A 14,068-nucleotide genomic window follows, 5' to 3' on the forward strand; every position below is an offset into this window, starting at 1 on the left:
CGTGGCTTAAGCCGAGGGGATGCCGCCGGCAAGCACGACCGAATAGGCCGCAGCGTCGATGTTGCCGCCCGAGATCACGCAGACGATGTTTCCTTTGAGATCCGGCCGTGCAATCGCGGCCGCGAGCGAGGCAGCGCCGGCACCTTCCGCCACGATCTTGGCCTTCCTGAACAAGAGCCGCATCGCCTCGGTCACGTCTGCCGGACTGACGGCAATGGCGCCGTCGATCAATTCGCGTACGACTGGCCAAAGCTGCGGCACCAGCGACGGCGCGCCGATGCTCTTGATGAAGGACGGGCGGGTTTTCACCGTCACGATCCGCCCCGCCGCAAGGGCAGCACAAACCGGGGCGGCGCTGTCATCCTCGACCGCAAAAACGCTCACCGGTCGGGAGCCGGTCTTGACGGCACTTGCGACCCCGGCGGTTAGGCTGCCGCCGCCATAGGGGGTGAGCACCGCATCGACATCCGATAGATCCTCGATGATTTCCATACCGATCGAGCCGTTACCGGCCAACACTGCCTGATCGGTGACAGGGTTGATCAGCAGTTCCGGCGCCTCCGGCCGGGCCGCGCCGATAATATAGTCCCACCAAATCTCTTGGCTGACGAACCGCACCTCGCCGCCAAGCTCGCGCACGCCGTCGACCTTCGTCTGCGGCGCTCCGCGATACATGTAGGCGACCATCGGTACGCCCATGAGCCGGGCGGCCCAGGCCATGCCATAGGCCATGTTACCGGAGCTGGCGACCGCCACTCCTTGCCGCAGAGCAGCCGGATCGCGCGACAAGACTGCGTTTAGCGCCGGGCGAAGCTTGAAGGCGCCGATCGGAGACAGCGTCTCCAGTTTAAGGAAGATCTGGCGATCCGGGAAACCAAGATCGAGCCTGACCAGCGGCGTGCGGGCGACATAGGGAGCGATGCGGCCGCGAGCCTCGGCGATTTCATCCAGCGTCGGTCGGCGTGCTGCAGTTGTCATAACGAAGTCCTCGTCTTCCACCTTCTGCGCAGCTGCCGGGACTGGTCTGCAGCGAGGCTGCGCAACCTTCATTGTGCGTCTCAGAGCGAGGCTGCGGGAGACATGCCGCCCGCAGCCTGCCGACGGTATCAGATCAGGTCACGGCCGCGCGGACGGCGAAGCGCGCGTCCTGCCATGCGCCCGTGCTGAGGATCTCTTCGAGGACTTCGACCGCCCGCCAGACGTCGGCATAGCCGACATAGAGCGGCGTGAAGCCGAAGCGCATCGTCGTCGGCGCGCGGAAATCGCCGATGACGCCGCGGGCAATGAGCGCCTGCATGATCTCGTAAGCGTGCGGGTGGCTGAACGAAACCTGGCTTCCGCGTTTGGCTCCGTCGCGCGGGCTTTCAAGCTCAAGGCCATGGGCGCCGCATTTCGCCTCGACGAGCATAATGAAGAGATCGGTGAGCCGGATGCTCTTCTCACGCAGCGCCGCCATGTCGACCTCGTCCCAGACATCGAGCGCGCCCTTCAGCGCCCGCAGCGACAGGATCGGCTGGGTTCCGCAGAGGAAGCGGCGAATGCCCTCGCCCGCAGCGTAATGCTTCTCGAAGGCAAACGGGCGAGCATGGCCCCACCAGCCGGTGAGCGGCTGGCGGATATCGCCGTGGTGACGGGTCGCTGCGTAGATGAAGGCGGGCGCTCCGGGACCGCCATTCAGGTATTTGTAGGTGCAACCGACGGCGAAATCGACATTCGCACCGTCAAGATCGACCGGCAAGGCGCCGGCCGTATGGCAGAGATCCCAGATGATCAATGCGCCATGCTCGTGCGCCTTGCGCGTCAAGGCGGCCATGTCGCGCAACTCACCGGTCTTGTAGTTGACATGGTTGACCAGGACCACGGCGACACGGCCGTCGAACAGATCCTCGATCTCGGGTGCATCCACCCCTTCGAGCCGCAGCGAGGCGCCGGGGCGCGTCGAAACCACGCCTTCGGCCATATAGAGGTCGGTCGGGAAACTGCCGCCTTCGCTAACGATCACCGAACGGTCCGGCCGGAGCGCCATGGCAGCATGCAGCGCCTTGTAGATGTTGATCGACGTGGTATCGCAAACCACCGTCTGGCCAGCGGCCGCTCCGATCAGCCGACCCACCCGGTCGCCGAGCGCCAGCGGCATCTCGAACCAACCGGCCGTGTTCCAGCTGCGGATGAGATCCTGCCCCCATTCCTCCGTCGCCGCCTTGCGAAGCTCGTCGAAGGCAGCGGTCGAGGCGACGCCAAGCGAGTTGCCGTCGAGATAAATCAGGTTCGGCGGCAGGATGAAGCGCTCGCGCATCGGACGCAGCACGTCGGCCGCATCCATCGCCTCGATCGCTGCAAAATCAGGAACTGCACTCATAAGGTTGGTCCTTGTCTATTCGCGAACGGTTTCGCGGGCGGGTGCCGGCCCGCGGCTTCGCTTGAGGCTCGGAAGAGCCAGCATGGCGAGAACGAACAGGCCGGTCGCAAGTTTCAGGTCCGGCGGTGGCATACCCGCCGCCAGGCAGAAGGAAACGAGCTGGTAGTAGACGATGGCGCCGACGAACGGCGCGGCGAGCTGGCGCAGCACGCTCTGCTTGCCGACGATCGCCTCGCCGATCATCAGTGCCGCAAGGCCGTTGATCAGGATACCAAGGCCCATGTTGACATCGGCAAACCCCTGCGACTGCACCATCAGCGCGCCGCCTGCCGCCGAAAATGCACCGGCAAGCCCGACACCGCCGATGGTCGCCAGCCAGACATTGATGCCTTGCGCTTCGGCCATGTCGGGGTTGGCGCCGACCGCACGCACTGCCGTACCCTTCTCCGTCCGGAAGAAATGATAGAGCAGGAAGAAGACGACGAGGGCGATCAGCCCGGCGACGACGATCTTGCTTGCCGGGAAGCCCGGCTGCAGCCCCGGCGCCCAGTCGAAGACTGTCGGGGCGCCGAAGACCGAGAGGTTCGACCGGCCCATGATGCGCAGGTTGATCGAATAGAGCATCGTCATCATCAGGATGCCGGCAAGAAGCGTGTGGATGCGGAACCTGAGATGAATGAAGGCCGTGCAGCAGCCGGCGATGAAGCCGGCGACGAGAGCGATGGCGATCGCGGAAAGCGGCGACATGCCGGCTGCCATCAGGACGCCGCAGACACAGCCGCCGAGCGGGAACGCGCCTTCGCTGGTCAGATCCGGAAAGCTCAGCATGCGGAACGGGATCATGATCCCGAGCACGACGAAAGCGAGGATCAGGCTCTGCGCGAGCGTGACGGGAACGAGCGAGACGAAGCTCGCGATGGTGTTTTGAAGAATATCCATGATCGTCAGCTCGCCAGGAACATGCGGTCGGTTTTGACGGAGAAATGGCCGATCAGATCAGGGACAGTCGTCTGGGCCTTGTCCTTGCCGTCGATTTCCAGGCGCACGCGTCCGGCATCGAGCATGATGACCTTGTGGCCGAAATCCACCGCGTGCTGCATGTTGTGCGTCACCATCAGCGTCGTCAGCTTCAGGGCCTCGACCGCGCGGATCGTCGCCTGCATGACAATATCGGCGGTGCGCGGATCAAGCGCTGCGGTGTGCTCGTCGAGCAGCAACAGCTCCGGCGAACCGCCGACCGCCATGATCAGCGACAGCGATTGCCGCTGGCCGCCTGACAGAAGCTCCACCCGCGTGTCGAGACGGTTTTCGAGGCCAAGCCCAAGCAGCGAAAGCCGGTCCTTGTAGGCGGAAAGCCGCGTCGCATTGAGCCCCCGGCGCAGGGTGCGCTTGTTGCTGCGCAGTTCGGCGAGCAACATGTTTTCCGCCACCGTCATGCTGGCGGCGGTACCGCGCATCGGGTCCTGGAAGACGCGCGCAAGCCGCGTGGCACGCTTGTGCACGGGCGTCGCCGTCACGTCGTCACCGTTGATGACGATCTGTCCGGTGTCGAGCACGAGTGCCCCGGAGATGGCGTTGAGCATGCTGCTCTTGCCGGCACCGTTCGAACCGATGACGACGCCGAATTCGCCTGTGGCGAGGCTGAGATCGAGGCCGTCGAGTGCGACCTTCTCGTCTGCCTGCCCCTTGTAGAAAACCTTGCGGGCCGATCTGATTTCCAGCATTGGCTCCCCCTTCAACGTATGAAGTGACGGCGCTGCCGACGCCGTCACCTTTCGAAGATTGACTGGAGATCAGTCGACGACGCAATTGCACTCGGTAGCGAGCGCTGCGGGCACTTCGATGCCGAAGGCGGCTGCCGCCTTCTTCGAGATCAGCGGTGCATGATCTTCATAGGCCGGGCGCGACGGCGCGATCGTTTTCGGGTCGGTACCTTTAAGGATCTGGGCGGCGATCCTGCCGGCATTCATGCCGACCTGCTCGTAGTTGACGGCAAAGCTTGCCGGCACCACGCCATCACGCACGGCACCGTCGTCGGAGTTCACGATCGGGATCTGTGCCTGGCGTGCTGCCGCCGAAACGGCGCCGATGGCCGGCTGCAGCAGGTTGGATGCGGGCGTGTAGATCACGTCGGCCTTGCCGGCAAAGGAGGCGATGCGCTGCTGGATGTCGTTGACGTTGTCGACGCCGACCTCCACGACCTCGAGCCCAGCGGCAGGAGCCGCTTCCTTGATCTTGTCGAGCAGTGCCGCGTCGTTCGCCTCACCCGGATTATAAGGGACGCCAAAACGCTTCGCGCTCGGCAGCAGCTTGTGCGTGAAGGCCATCACGGCGGCCACGTCCTGAAGGTCCGTCGCGCCGGTCATGCCGTCGTCACCCGCCTCCCAGGACGGAACGAGCTTTGCGGCAACCGGATCGGTAACGGCCGAGAAGACGACCGGAATGCCAGAACCGGCTAGCGCTTTCTTGGCGATCTGCGAGACTGGCGTCGTGATGGTATAGACCAGCTTCGGCTGTTCGGCCTGCAGCTTGGCAATCATCTGCGGGACCAGCGAGGCGTCGAAATTGGTGTGGCTCTCGGTGTAGACCACATCGGTGCCTTCGACGAAGCCGTTTTCGGCCAGCGCCTTCTTGAAGCCGGCGATCGACGCGTTCAACTGCGGATGTTCGCCGAAATTGGCGATGCCGATGCGGATCGGATCGGCGGCGGCCGTGCCTGCTCCCATGACGAGCGTACCCGCGACGACCAATCCCGAAAGCCAAGTGCTCTTAAGCCTGCTCATACATCCCTCCCAGAATTTGACGAGCGTTACCGCCCTCCTCGGCGGTGTGCGCGGATCATGGGGCCGGCCAGACGTCTTGTCAAACAATTATATATATTTTGATCTACACCGCCGAACTATATATATTTGTACCATCCCGACGTGGGCGGTAAGGGAACCTGATGCAGGATCACCAACAGTCAACCAAAACCGAATCGGCCTACCGGTTGCTACGCCGCGATATTCTTGCGACGCGGCTGAAGCCCGGCGCGCCGATGAAGCTGAGCACGCTGCGCGAAAGCTATGGGATCGGCTGGACGCCTCTGCGTGAGGCGCTGTCCCGTCTGGAGGCGGAGGGCCTGGTCACGGCGATCAGCAATCGCGGCTTTGCCGTCGCCCCGGTTTCACGCGGGGAACTCGACGACCTCACCCGCGCACGCCTCGCCGTCGAAATGCCGTTGTTCCTCGAATCGATCGAGAACGGCGACAGCGCCTGGGAATCCGCCGTCGTCACGGCGCATTACCGGCTGTCGCGGTGCAAGGTTTCCGTCGAGCATTTCTCGGAAAACGAGATCGACGAGTGGGACGAGAAACATGCCGCTTTCCATGCCGCGCTGATCAGCGCCGCAAGGTCGAACTGGCTCGCGCGCTTTCAGGCGACGATTTCCGACCAGCTCCGCCGCCACCATCGTTTTTTGAGCCTGGCCCCGACGATGAGGGCTGCCGCCGGGATGAGCCAGGGCTACGAGGAAGCAGTCGCGGCTCTGCAGGACGCCATGGCGATCGAGCATCACACCGAGCTGATGGAGGCGGCACTCGATCGAAACATCGAGCGTGCCCGAGCACTGATGGCCGACCACATCGGCTTTACCGTCAATGTCTATGTCCAATCGGAAGACGGCGGCCGCGCCTTGCCTTCGGCGCCCGGGCTTGCGTCCAAATGACAGCCCGTGACAGCCTGTCCAAGACCTGCGAAGCTCTTTAAAAGCAAACAGGCAAGAGCCTGCCGATTTGTGGCGCAGGGTTAGAAGCGGGCGTTTGGATGATGGGTGAAGGCAAATTCGACATCTCGCCGGAATGGGTGGATGGCGAGACCAAGGCGCTTGAAGCTCCAGGTGATCACCGTGCCGAGCTCCGGCTCTGGCTGCGCCTGTTGACCTGTTCAACGCTGGTTGAAAGCGAAGTCCGCCGGCGCCTGCGGGAAGAATTCGATTCGACACTGCCGCGTTTCGACCTGATGGCCCAGCTCGAGCGCGCGCCTGACGGCATGGTGCTCGGCGAAGTCTCGAAGCGCATGATGGTCTCACCCGGCAACATAACGGTTCTGGTGGAGCGGCTGACCGAGAGCGGCCATATCAGCCGCACGACGCTTCCAACGGATCGGCGCGTGCAGATCGTCGCACTGACCCCCTTCGGTCGCGCCGAATTCGAGAAGATGGCGGCACGGCATGCCGACTGGATCTCCGACCTGTTTGCCGGTCTTTCGGCGAAGGAGGGCGGCGTGCTGATGGATGAGCTGGCCAAGCTCAAGCGCTCGGTCATCGCTTCGCTTGCGGGAAACACCTGAGGCGCAACGCGCCGCGCCCTCTACATTTCGTCACGCTTTGAGAAACGGCGCGCCGTCGCCGGGCCGGGCCAGCACGCGCCTGACGTAGCCGATCTCCTCAAAACAATTTTAAGCTTGAAATTTCTTCCGAACGAGTCCACCCTGCCTCCAGCAGTTCGGGATGGCGACCAACGCGATCTCGACGGCGACATGCGCAGCCGGAGCTCGGGAGGAGAACGACATGCGGATCGTCTGTATCGGTGGCGGGCCGGCCGGCCTCTATTTTGCGCTGCTGATGAAGCGCCAGCACCCGGAACATCAGGTCACCGTCGTCGAGCGGAACCGCGCCTTCGACACCTTCGGCTGGGGCGTCGTCTTCTCGGACGCGACGATGCAATCGATGCGGCAGTGGGATCCGGAGACGGCCGAAGCGATCGAGATCTCCTTCAACCACTGGGATGATATCGAGCTGGTGTTCAAGGGTCGCAAGATCCGCACGACCGGCCACGGTTTCGTCGGCATCGGCCGCAAGAAGATGCTCAACATTCTGCAGGATCGCTGCCTCGAACTCGGCGTCGAACTCCTGTTCGAGCAGGACGTCGAAAGCGACGAGCAGTTCGCCGACGCAGACCTGATCATCGCCTCCGATGGCGTTAACTCCAGGATCCGCAGCAAGTACGCGGACGTCTTCCGGCCGGACATGGTCATCCGGCCGAACCGCTATGTCTGGCTCGGCACGGATAAACGCTTCGACGCCTTCACCTTCGACTTCCAGCGCACCGAACATGGCTGGTTCCAGGCGCATATCTACCGCTTCGATGACAACACCTCGACCTTTATCGTCGAAACGACCGACGACGTCTTTAAGGCCCATGGCCTCGACCAGATGGACCAGGAGCAGTCGATCGCGTTCTGCGAGAAGCTCTTTGCCGGAACGCTCGACGGCCACAGGTTGATGACCAATGCGCGGCACTTACGCGGCTCAGCCTGGCTGAATTTCGGCCGGCTGATCTGCGAAAAATGGAGCCATTTCAACGGCCGCAGCCACGTCGTGCTGATGGGCGACAGCGCCCACACCGCCCATTTCGCCATCGGCTCGGGCACTAAGCTCGCGATCGACGACGCGATCGAGCTCACCCGCCAGTTCGACATTCTCGGCCACGACAGGGCCAACATCCCCGCAGTGCTCAGCGCCTATGAAGAGGTGCGCCGGGTCGATGTCGCCCGCATCCAGAATGCCGCGCGCAACGCCATGGAATGGTTCGAAGTGGTCGGGACACGCTATGCCGATACGCTTGAGCCGGAGCAGTTCATGTATTCGATGCTGACCCGCTCGCAGCGCATCAGCCACGAAAACCTTCGGCTGCGCGACAAGGATTGGCTGGAAGGCTTCGAGCGCTGGTTCGCCGAACGCGCCGGCGTCGAGCCGGCGGCAAACGGCGCGGTCCCGCCGCCAATGTTCACGCCGTTCAAGCTGCGCGGCCTGACGCTGAAGAACCGGATCGTCGTTTCGCCGATGGCGATGTATTCGGCGACCGACGGCGTGCCGAACGATTTCCACCTGGTGCATCTTGGCGCACGCGCCATGGGCGGCGCCGCTCTGGTTTTCCCGGAAATGACCTGTGTATCGGCCGATGCCCGCATCACGCCCGGTTGCCTGGGGCTCTGGAACGACGAGCAGGCGTTGGCTTTCAAGCGCATCGTCGATTTCGTGCACCACCAGACGCCGGCCAAGATCGGCATTCAGCTCGGCCACGCCGGGCGCAAGGGTGCGACCAGGGTGCCGTGGGAGGGGATCGACCAGCCCTTGGACGAAGGCGCTTGGCCGCTTATCTCCGCCTCGGCCCTGCCCTATCTCAAGCATTCGGACACGCCGCGCGAAATGACCCTGGCCGACATGGACCGCGTCGTCGCCGACTTCGTGCATGCCACGGAGCAGGCCCGCGACCTCGGCTTCGACATTCTCGAACTGCACGTGGCGCATGGCTACCTTCTGTCGAGTTTCCTGTCGCCGCTCACCAACCGGCGCACCGACGACTATGGCGGCAACCATGCGGCCCGCGCCCGCTTCCCGCTCGAGGTGTTCCATGCGGTTCGCAACGTCTGGCCCGAAGACAGGCCGATGTCCGTGCGCCTCTCGACGCATGACTGGCATGAGGGCGGCAACACGCCCGAGGATGCCGCGATCTTCGCCCGCCTGTTCAAGGAGGCCGGCGCCGACATGATCGACTGCTCGTCGGGCCAGGTGGTGAAGGAAGAAAAGCCGGTCTACGGCCGCCTGTTCCAGACGCCATTTTCCGACAAGATCCGCAACGAGATCCAGGTTGCGACCATCGCCGTCGGGGCGATTTCCGAAGCCGACCACGCCAATTCCATCATCGCCGCCGGTCGCGCCGATCTTTGCGCCATTGCCCGCCCGCATCTGGCCGACCCATCCTTCGTCATGCATGAGGCGGCAAAGATCGGTTATGACGACCAGCCCTGGCCGAAACAGTACCACTCCGCCCGCGCGCAGTATGTGAACAACCTGGCGCGCGCCGCAACGACGGCGGGCAAGCCATGAGCAAGAGACACGCTCTCGTCACGGGCGCGGGAAGCGGGATCGGCAGGGCGATCGCGCTTGCACTTGCCGCCGACGGGCATGTCGTCAGCCTTGCCGGGCGCCGCGCGGCACCCCTCGAAGCCGTGCGAGAGCAAATCCGCGTGTCGGGGGGCGAAGCCTACGTCCATCACGGATTTGACGTCACCGACCCTGCATCTGTCGACCGCGGCATCACGGCCGCGATCGCCAGCGCCGGCGACATCGCCGTTCTCGTCAACTGCGCCGGCGAGGCGCCCTCGGCGCCATTCGAGAAAACCGATCTTGCACTCTGGCAGCGCGTGCTCACCATCAATCTGACGGGCGTCTTTCTCGTGACTCAGGCAGCCCTTGCCTCGGTGCGTCGGGCCGGAAACGGGCGGATCGTCAATGTCGCGAGCACGGCAGGCCTCACCGGCTACGCCTATGTTTCGGCCTATTGCGCCTCGAAACACGGCGTCATCGGCCTGACGCGGGCGCTGGCGCTCGAGCTCGCGCGCACCGACGTGACCGTCAACGCCGTCTGCCCCGGCTTCACCGACACGCCGCTGATCGACGGCGCACTCGATACGATCAGCGAGAAGACCGGTCGTCCGCGCGAGGAGGCGCGCGCCAGCCTCGCACGCTCCAATCCGCAAGGGCGCCTGGTGACGCCGGATGAGGTCGCCGACACCGTCTCGTGGCTCGTATCGGAGAAGGCAAGCGCGATTACCGGCCAGGCGATCGCCGTTGCCGGCGGCGAAGTTCTCGGAGGATAGAGATGACAAACCCGATGCAGGCCAAGAAGCGCCCCTTTAGGGATCACAAGGCGAAGCACTTCCTGTTCGAGACCGACGCCGACGGCCGGGTCGCGACGATCACGCTCAACCGTCCGGAAAAGAAGAATCCGCTGACCTTCGAGAGCTACGAGGAACTTGTCGACCTCTTCCGATCGCTCGGTCGCGCCAGCGATGTGCGCGCCGTGGTGCTGACCGGCGCCAATGACAACTTCTCCTCCGGCGGCGACGTCTTCGAGATCATCGAGCCGCTCACGCGCATGGCGATGCCTGATCTACTCGATTTCACCCGCATGACCGGCGATCTGGTGCGCCAGATCCGTGCCTGCCCGCAGCCCGTCATATCAGCCGTCGACGGCATCTGCGCCGGCGCCGGGGCAATCCTGGCTATGGCCTCGGATTTCCGTGTGGCGACGCCGGAAGCAACGACCGCATTTCTTTTCACCCGCGTCGGGCTGGCGGGTGCCGACATGGGCGCCTGCGGTATCCTTCCCCGCATCATCGGCCAGGGCCGCGCCGCCGAACTGCTCTTCACCGGCCGGGTCATGACGGCGACGGAAGGCCATGCCTGGGGCTTCTACAACGCCCTGCACGAACGTCCATCGCTGCTTGCCGAGTCGCAAAAGTTCGCACGCGCGATTGCCGACGGTCCCTGGTTTGCCCATGCGATGACCAAGAAGATGCTCGACCAGGAATGGGCGATGGGCATCGACCAGTTGATCGAGTCCGAGGCCCAGGCACAGGCCATCTGCATGGCGACCGGCGACTTCCGACGCGCCTTCGAGGCCTTTGCCGCCAAGGCAAAGCCGGAATTCAAGGGAAACTGACGATGGGCTCCCATGACGTGGCTTTGCGCCCACCGACCCGTGACCATCTCGATTGGCCCTTCTACGAGGACAGACACCGCGCGCTTGCCGCCGAACTGGATGGCTTCGTTGCCGGCGGTGGGTTGAGCGAAGTCGACCACCGCGATGTCGACGCTGCCTGCCGGCATCTGGTCAAGGCCCTCGGTGAAGCCGGCGTGCTTCGCCATTGCGTGCCGAAAACCTTCGGTGGCGCGAGTGACGAGATCGACAGCCGGACGCTCTGCCTCGTGCGCGAAACGCTTGCCTACAGCGACGGGCTTGCCGACTTTGCCTTCGCCATGCAGGGGCTTGGCACCGGCGCGATCAGCCTTTCCGGCTCCGATGCGCTGAAGCGGCAGGTCCTGCCAAAGGTGGCGAGCGGCGAATGGATTTCCGCCTTCGCGCTGTCCGAACCCGACGCGGGCTCTGACGTCGCGGCGATGGCCTGCGCGGCCCGACGTGATGGCGACGACGTCGTGCTCGATGGCGAGAAGACCTGGATCTCCAACGGCGGTATCGCGGACGTCTACACCGTTTTTGCCCGCACCGGCGAAGCGCCGGGCACGCGCGGTATCTCCGCCTTCGTCGTCTTTGCCGACACGCCGGGCTTCACGATCGCCGAGCGCATCGAGACGATCGCGCCGCATCCGCTTGCCCGGCTTGCCTTCGACAATTGCCGCATCCCGGCGTCGCAGCTTCTTGGGTCCCCCGGCGAAGGCTTCAAGATCGCCATGCGCACGCTCGACATCTTCCGCCCCTCGGTGGCTGCCGCCGCGATCGGCTTTGCCCGCCGAGCGCTCGACGAGGCGGTGGCGCACGCGAAGAGCCGCAAGATGTTCGGCGCGACGCTTGCCGATCTGCCGACCGCACAAAGCACACTCGGCGAGATGGCGACCGCAATCGATGCCGCGGCACTTCTGACCTGCCGCACGGCGTGGCAACGCGACGTCCAGAAGCGGCCGACGACACGGGAAGCGGCAATGGCCAAGATGACGGCGACCGAGAATGCGCAATGGGTGATCGACCAGGCGCTGCAGCTCTTCGGCGGCCGCGGCGTGCGCGTCGGCGAGATCACCGAGCGGCTCTACCGCGAGATCCGGGCGCTGCGCATCTATGAGGGTGCGACCGAGGTTCAAAAGCTCATCATCGGCCGGGAGCTGATGAAGGGCACGGACAAGTAACGAGAGGGTGTCGAACATGCACGGTTCGAAGGCGTCATTCGACTGGCAGGATCCGTTCAATCTGGATGCACAGTTGACGGAAGAAGAACGGATGGTGCGGCACACCGCTAAGGGCTATGCCGAAGACCGGCTAGCGCCTCGCGTGCAAGAGGCCTTCCGCCACGAGAAAACCGACCCTTCAATCTTCGCAGAGATGGGCGAACTCGGCCTGCTCGGTCCGATGGTCTCCGAAGACTACGGCGGAGCCGGTCTGAATTATGTCTCTTACGGCCTGATCGCCCGCGAGATCGAACGCATCGACAGCGGCTACCGCTCGATGATGAGCGTACAATCTTCCCTGGTGATCGTGCCTATCTATACCTTCGGCAGCGAAGCGCAGAAGCGCAAATACCTGCCGGGACTGATTGCCGGCACGAAGATCGGTTGCTTCGGCCTCACAGAGCCCGATCATGGTTCCGATCCCGGCTCGATGATCACCCGCGCCGCCAAGGTCGATGGCGGCTATCTGCTCTCGGGATCCAAGACCTGGATCTCCAATGCGCCGATCGCCGACGTCTTCGTCGTCTGGGCGAAAACCGCCGATGGCGTCATCCACGGCTTCATCCTCGAGAAGGGATGGAAGGGGCTCAGCGCGCCCGCGATCCATGGCAAGGTGGGTCTGAGGGCCTCAATCACCGGCCAGATCGTCATGGACGAGGTCTTCGTGCCGGATGAGAACATGCTGCCCGAGGTGACCGGGCTGAAAGGTCCCTTCACCTGCCTCAATTCTGCGCGCTTCGGCATCGCCTGGGGCGCGCTTGGGGCGGCGGAGTCCTGCTACGAGACGGCACGCCAATACGTCATCGACCGCAAGCAGTTCGGTCGGCCATTGGCTGCCAACCAGCTGATCCAGAAGAAGCTGGCGGACATGGCGACCGAAATCGCTCTTGGTCTCCAAGGGTGTCTGCGCCTCGGACGAATGAAGGACGAAGGCAATCCGCCGGTCGAGCTGACGTCGATCCTCAAGCGTAATTCCTGCGGCAAGGCGCTGGAAATCGCCAGAACCGCCCGCGACATGCTCGGCGGCAACGGCATTTCGGACGAATTTCCGGTGGCCCGCCACCTCGTCAACCTCGAAGTGGTCAACACCTATGAGGGCACGCACGACATCCATGCGCTGATCCTCGGGCGGGCCATCACCGGCATCGCCGCCTTTGCAAACTGAGGCCGGACTCGATGTACAGAACCAAAAGGCCGCTTAGGTTCGGGGACTGTGACCCCTCTGGGATCGCCTACTTCCCGTCCTACCTCAACATCCTTGTCGGGGTGACCGAGGACTTCTTCGCGTCGCTCGGCTTTCCCTGGAGGGCGATGAACGACGAGCGGCGGATCGGGGTGCCGACGGTGCGCCTTGACCTCACCTTCATTCGGCCGGGCTTTCAGGGCGACGAGCTTGATTTCGCGCTCGCGGTCCGCGCCATCGGCTGGTCGTCGCTCGATATGGAGCATACGGTCTTGGCAAAAGACACCATGCTCTGGACGGCAAAACAGCGGGTCGTTGCCACCTCGCTCGACAAACACGCTTCTTTGGCCTGGCCGGACGATGTCCGCGCTGCGCTGACACAACATCTGGAGACGACCGATGCACACCATCCTGCAACCTGAAGGCTGGGCAAAGCCCATCGGCTACGCCAACGGCGTGGCTGCAACGGGCCGCACCGTTTTCGTCGGCGGTCAGATCGGCTGGAACGAGCAGTCCGAGTTCGAGACCGACGATTTCGTCGAGCAGGTGCGCCAGACGCTGAAGAATGTTGTTGCCGTGCTTGCCGCCGGCGGCGCCGAGCCGCATCACATCACCACGATGACCTGGTACTTCACAGACAAGCAGGAATATGTCGGCAATCTGCGCGGCATCGGCCAGGCCTACCGCGAAACCATCGGCCGGCATTTCCCGGCCATGGCGGCAATGCAGGTGGTCGCGCTCGTCGAAGACCGCGCCAAGATCGAGATCCAGGCCACGGCCGTCATCCCCGATTGAGGCT

The 14,068-nt window shown here is 63.9% G+C and carries 14 protein-coding genes; 9 read left to right on the forward strand and 5 right to left on the reverse strand.

Annotated elements, in window-relative coordinates:
• Positions 1-6: 6 nt before the first annotated feature.
• The 5 genes from BBX50_RS05030 to BBX50_RS05050 all read right to left on the reverse strand — a co-directional run bounded on the left by BBX50_RS05030 (position 7) and on the right by BBX50_RS05050 (position 5,142).
• On the reverse strand, positions 7-978 hold the full coding sequence (locus BBX50_RS05030; protein WP_065774272.1) for a pyridoxal-phosphate dependent enzyme: 972 nt from the start codon (positions 976-978) through the stop codon (positions 7-9).
• Positions 979-1,111: 133 nt separating this feature from the next.
• Positions 1,112-2,359 carry a kynureninase gene (gene kynU, locus BBX50_RS05035; RefSeq protein ID WP_065774219.1) on the reverse strand — a complete coding sequence of 416 codons (1,248 nt, stop codon included), beginning with the start codon at positions 2,357-2,359 and terminating at the stop codon, positions 1,112-1,114.
• A 15-nt stretch (positions 2,360-2,374) separates the two neighbouring features.
• The gene (locus BBX50_RS05040; protein WP_065774220.1) at positions 2,375-3,298 is read right to left on the reverse strand and encodes an ABC transporter permease; all 924 of its coding nucleotides are present in this window, start codon (positions 3,296-3,298) and stop codon (positions 2,375-2,377) included.
• A 5-nt stretch (positions 3,299-3,303) separates the two neighbouring features.
• Entirely contained in the window at positions 3,304-4,083 is a 780-nt protein-coding gene (locus BBX50_RS05045) for an ABC transporter ATP-binding protein (RefSeq protein ID WP_065774221.1), read from the reverse strand.
• A 69-nt stretch (positions 4,084-4,152) separates the two neighbouring features.
• Positions 4,153-5,142 (reverse strand): ABC transporter substrate-binding protein, encoded by a 990-nt coding sequence (locus tag BBX50_RS05050; protein ID WP_065774222.1) that lies wholly within the window; start codon positions 5,140-5,142, stop codon positions 4,153-4,155.
• Positions 5,143-5,303: 161 nt separating this feature from the next.
• Here BBX50_RS05050 and BBX50_RS05055 point away from each other — a divergent pair, with 161 nt between their 5' ends.
• From BBX50_RS05055 to BBX50_RS05095, 9 genes are all read left to right on the forward strand, one after another.
• Entirely contained in the window at positions 5,304-6,065 is a 762-nt protein-coding gene (locus BBX50_RS05055; RefSeq protein ID WP_065774223.1) for a GntR family transcriptional regulator, read from the forward strand.
• 101 nt (positions 6,066-6,166) lie between these two features.
• Complete coding sequence (locus tag BBX50_RS05060; protein ID WP_065774224.1) at positions 6,167-6,688, forward strand: MarR family transcriptional regulator; 522 nt, start codon at positions 6,167-6,169, stop codon at positions 6,686-6,688.
• A 220-nt stretch (positions 6,689-6,908) separates the two neighbouring features.
• Complete coding sequence (locus BBX50_RS05065) at positions 6,909-9,230, forward strand: bifunctional salicylyl-CoA 5-hydroxylase/oxidoreductase (protein ID WP_065774225.1); 2,322 nt, start codon at positions 6,909-6,911, stop codon at positions 9,228-9,230.
• Positions 9,227-10,003: an SDR family NAD(P)-dependent oxidoreductase gene (locus BBX50_RS05070; protein WP_065774226.1), complete on the forward strand. Its 777-nt coding sequence runs from the start codon at positions 9,227-9,229 to the stop codon at positions 10,001-10,003. The genes BBX50_RS05065 and BBX50_RS05070 overlap by 4 nt, the downstream gene beginning before the upstream one ends.
• Before the next feature lie 2 nt (positions 10,004-10,005).
• Positions 10,006-10,848, forward strand: a complete 843-nt coding sequence (locus BBX50_RS05075; RefSeq protein ID WP_065774227.1) for an enoyl-CoA hydratase family protein — start codon at positions 10,006-10,008, stop codon at positions 10,846-10,848.
• Positions 10,849-10,850: 2 nt separating this feature from the next.
• Positions 10,851-12,047 (forward strand): acyl-CoA dehydrogenase family protein, encoded by a 1,197-nt coding sequence (locus BBX50_RS05080; protein WP_065774228.1) that lies wholly within the window; start codon positions 10,851-10,853, stop codon positions 12,045-12,047.
• 16 nt (positions 12,048-12,063) lie between these two features.
• Positions 12,064-13,251 carry an acyl-CoA dehydrogenase gene (locus BBX50_RS05085; RefSeq protein ID WP_065774229.1) on the forward strand — a complete coding sequence of 396 codons (1,188 nt, stop codon included), beginning with the start codon at positions 12,064-12,066 and terminating at the stop codon, positions 13,249-13,251.
• Between the two features lie 11 nt (positions 13,252-13,262).
• Complete coding sequence (locus tag BBX50_RS05090) at positions 13,263-13,691, forward strand: thioesterase family protein (RefSeq protein ID WP_065774230.1); 429 nt, start codon at positions 13,263-13,265, stop codon at positions 13,689-13,691.
• Complete coding sequence (locus BBX50_RS05095; protein ID WP_065774231.1) at positions 13,669-14,064, forward strand: RidA family protein; 396 nt, start codon at positions 13,669-13,671, stop codon at positions 14,062-14,064. Before BBX50_RS05090 ends, BBX50_RS05095 begins: the two co-directional genes overlap by 23 nt.
• Positions 14,065-14,068: the final 4 nt, after the last annotated feature.

This window comes from Ensifer sp. LC11, from assembly GCF_001695835.1.
Taxonomy (GTDB): domain Bacteria; phylum Pseudomonadota; class Alphaproteobacteria; order Rhizobiales; family Rhizobiaceae; genus Ensifer.

Bases quoted from the DNA above. Each gene is read 5' to 3' on its own strand.
- BBX50_RS05085 (WP_065774229.1), top strand. From the start codon at position 12,064: ATGCACGGTTCGAAGGCGTCATTCGACTGGCAGGATCCGTTCAATCTG.
- BBX50_RS05040 (WP_065774220.1), bottom strand. From the start codon at position 3,298: ATGGATATTCTTCAAAACACCATCGCGAGCTTCGTCTCGCTCGTTCCC.
- BBX50_RS05050 (WP_065774222.1), bottom strand. From the start codon at position 5,142: ATGAGCAGGCTTAAGAGCACTTGGCTTTCGGGATTGGTCGTCGCGGGT.
- BBX50_RS05065 (WP_065774225.1), top strand. From the start codon at position 6,909: ATGCGGATCGTCTGTATCGGTGGCGGGCCGGCCGGCCTCTATTTTGCG.
- kynU (WP_065774219.1), bottom strand. From the start codon at position 2,359: ATGAGTGCAGTTCCTGATTTTGCAGCGATCGAGGCGATGGATGCGGCC.
- BBX50_RS05055 (WP_065774223.1), top strand. From the start codon at position 5,304: ATGCAGGATCACCAACAGTCAACCAAAACCGAATCGGCCTACCGGTTG.
- BBX50_RS05080 (WP_065774228.1), top strand. From the start codon at position 10,851: ATGGGCTCCCATGACGTGGCTTTGCGCCCACCGACCCGTGACCATCTC.
- BBX50_RS05095 (WP_065774231.1), top strand. From the start codon at position 13,669: ATGCACACCATCCTGCAACCTGAAGGCTGGGCAAAGCCCATCGGCTAC.
- BBX50_RS05070 (WP_065774226.1), top strand. From the start codon at position 9,227: ATGAGCAAGAGACACGCTCTCGTCACGGGCGCGGGAAGCGGGATCGGC.
- BBX50_RS05045 (WP_065774221.1), bottom strand. From the start codon at position 4,083: ATGCTGGAAATCAGATCGGCCCGCAAGGTTTTCTACAAGGGGCAGGCA.
- BBX50_RS05075 (WP_065774227.1), top strand. From the start codon at position 10,006: ATGACAAACCCGATGCAGGCCAAGAAGCGCCCCTTTAGGGATCACAAG.
- BBX50_RS05060 (WP_065774224.1), top strand. From the start codon at position 6,167: ATGGGTGAAGGCAAATTCGACATCTCGCCGGAATGGGTGGATGGCGAG.
- BBX50_RS05090 (WP_065774230.1), top strand. From the start codon at position 13,263: ATGTACAGAACCAAAAGGCCGCTTAGGTTCGGGGACTGTGACCCCTCT.
- BBX50_RS05030 (WP_065774272.1), bottom strand. From the start codon at position 978: ATGACAACTGCAGCACGCCGACCGACGCTGGATGAAATCGCCGAGGCT.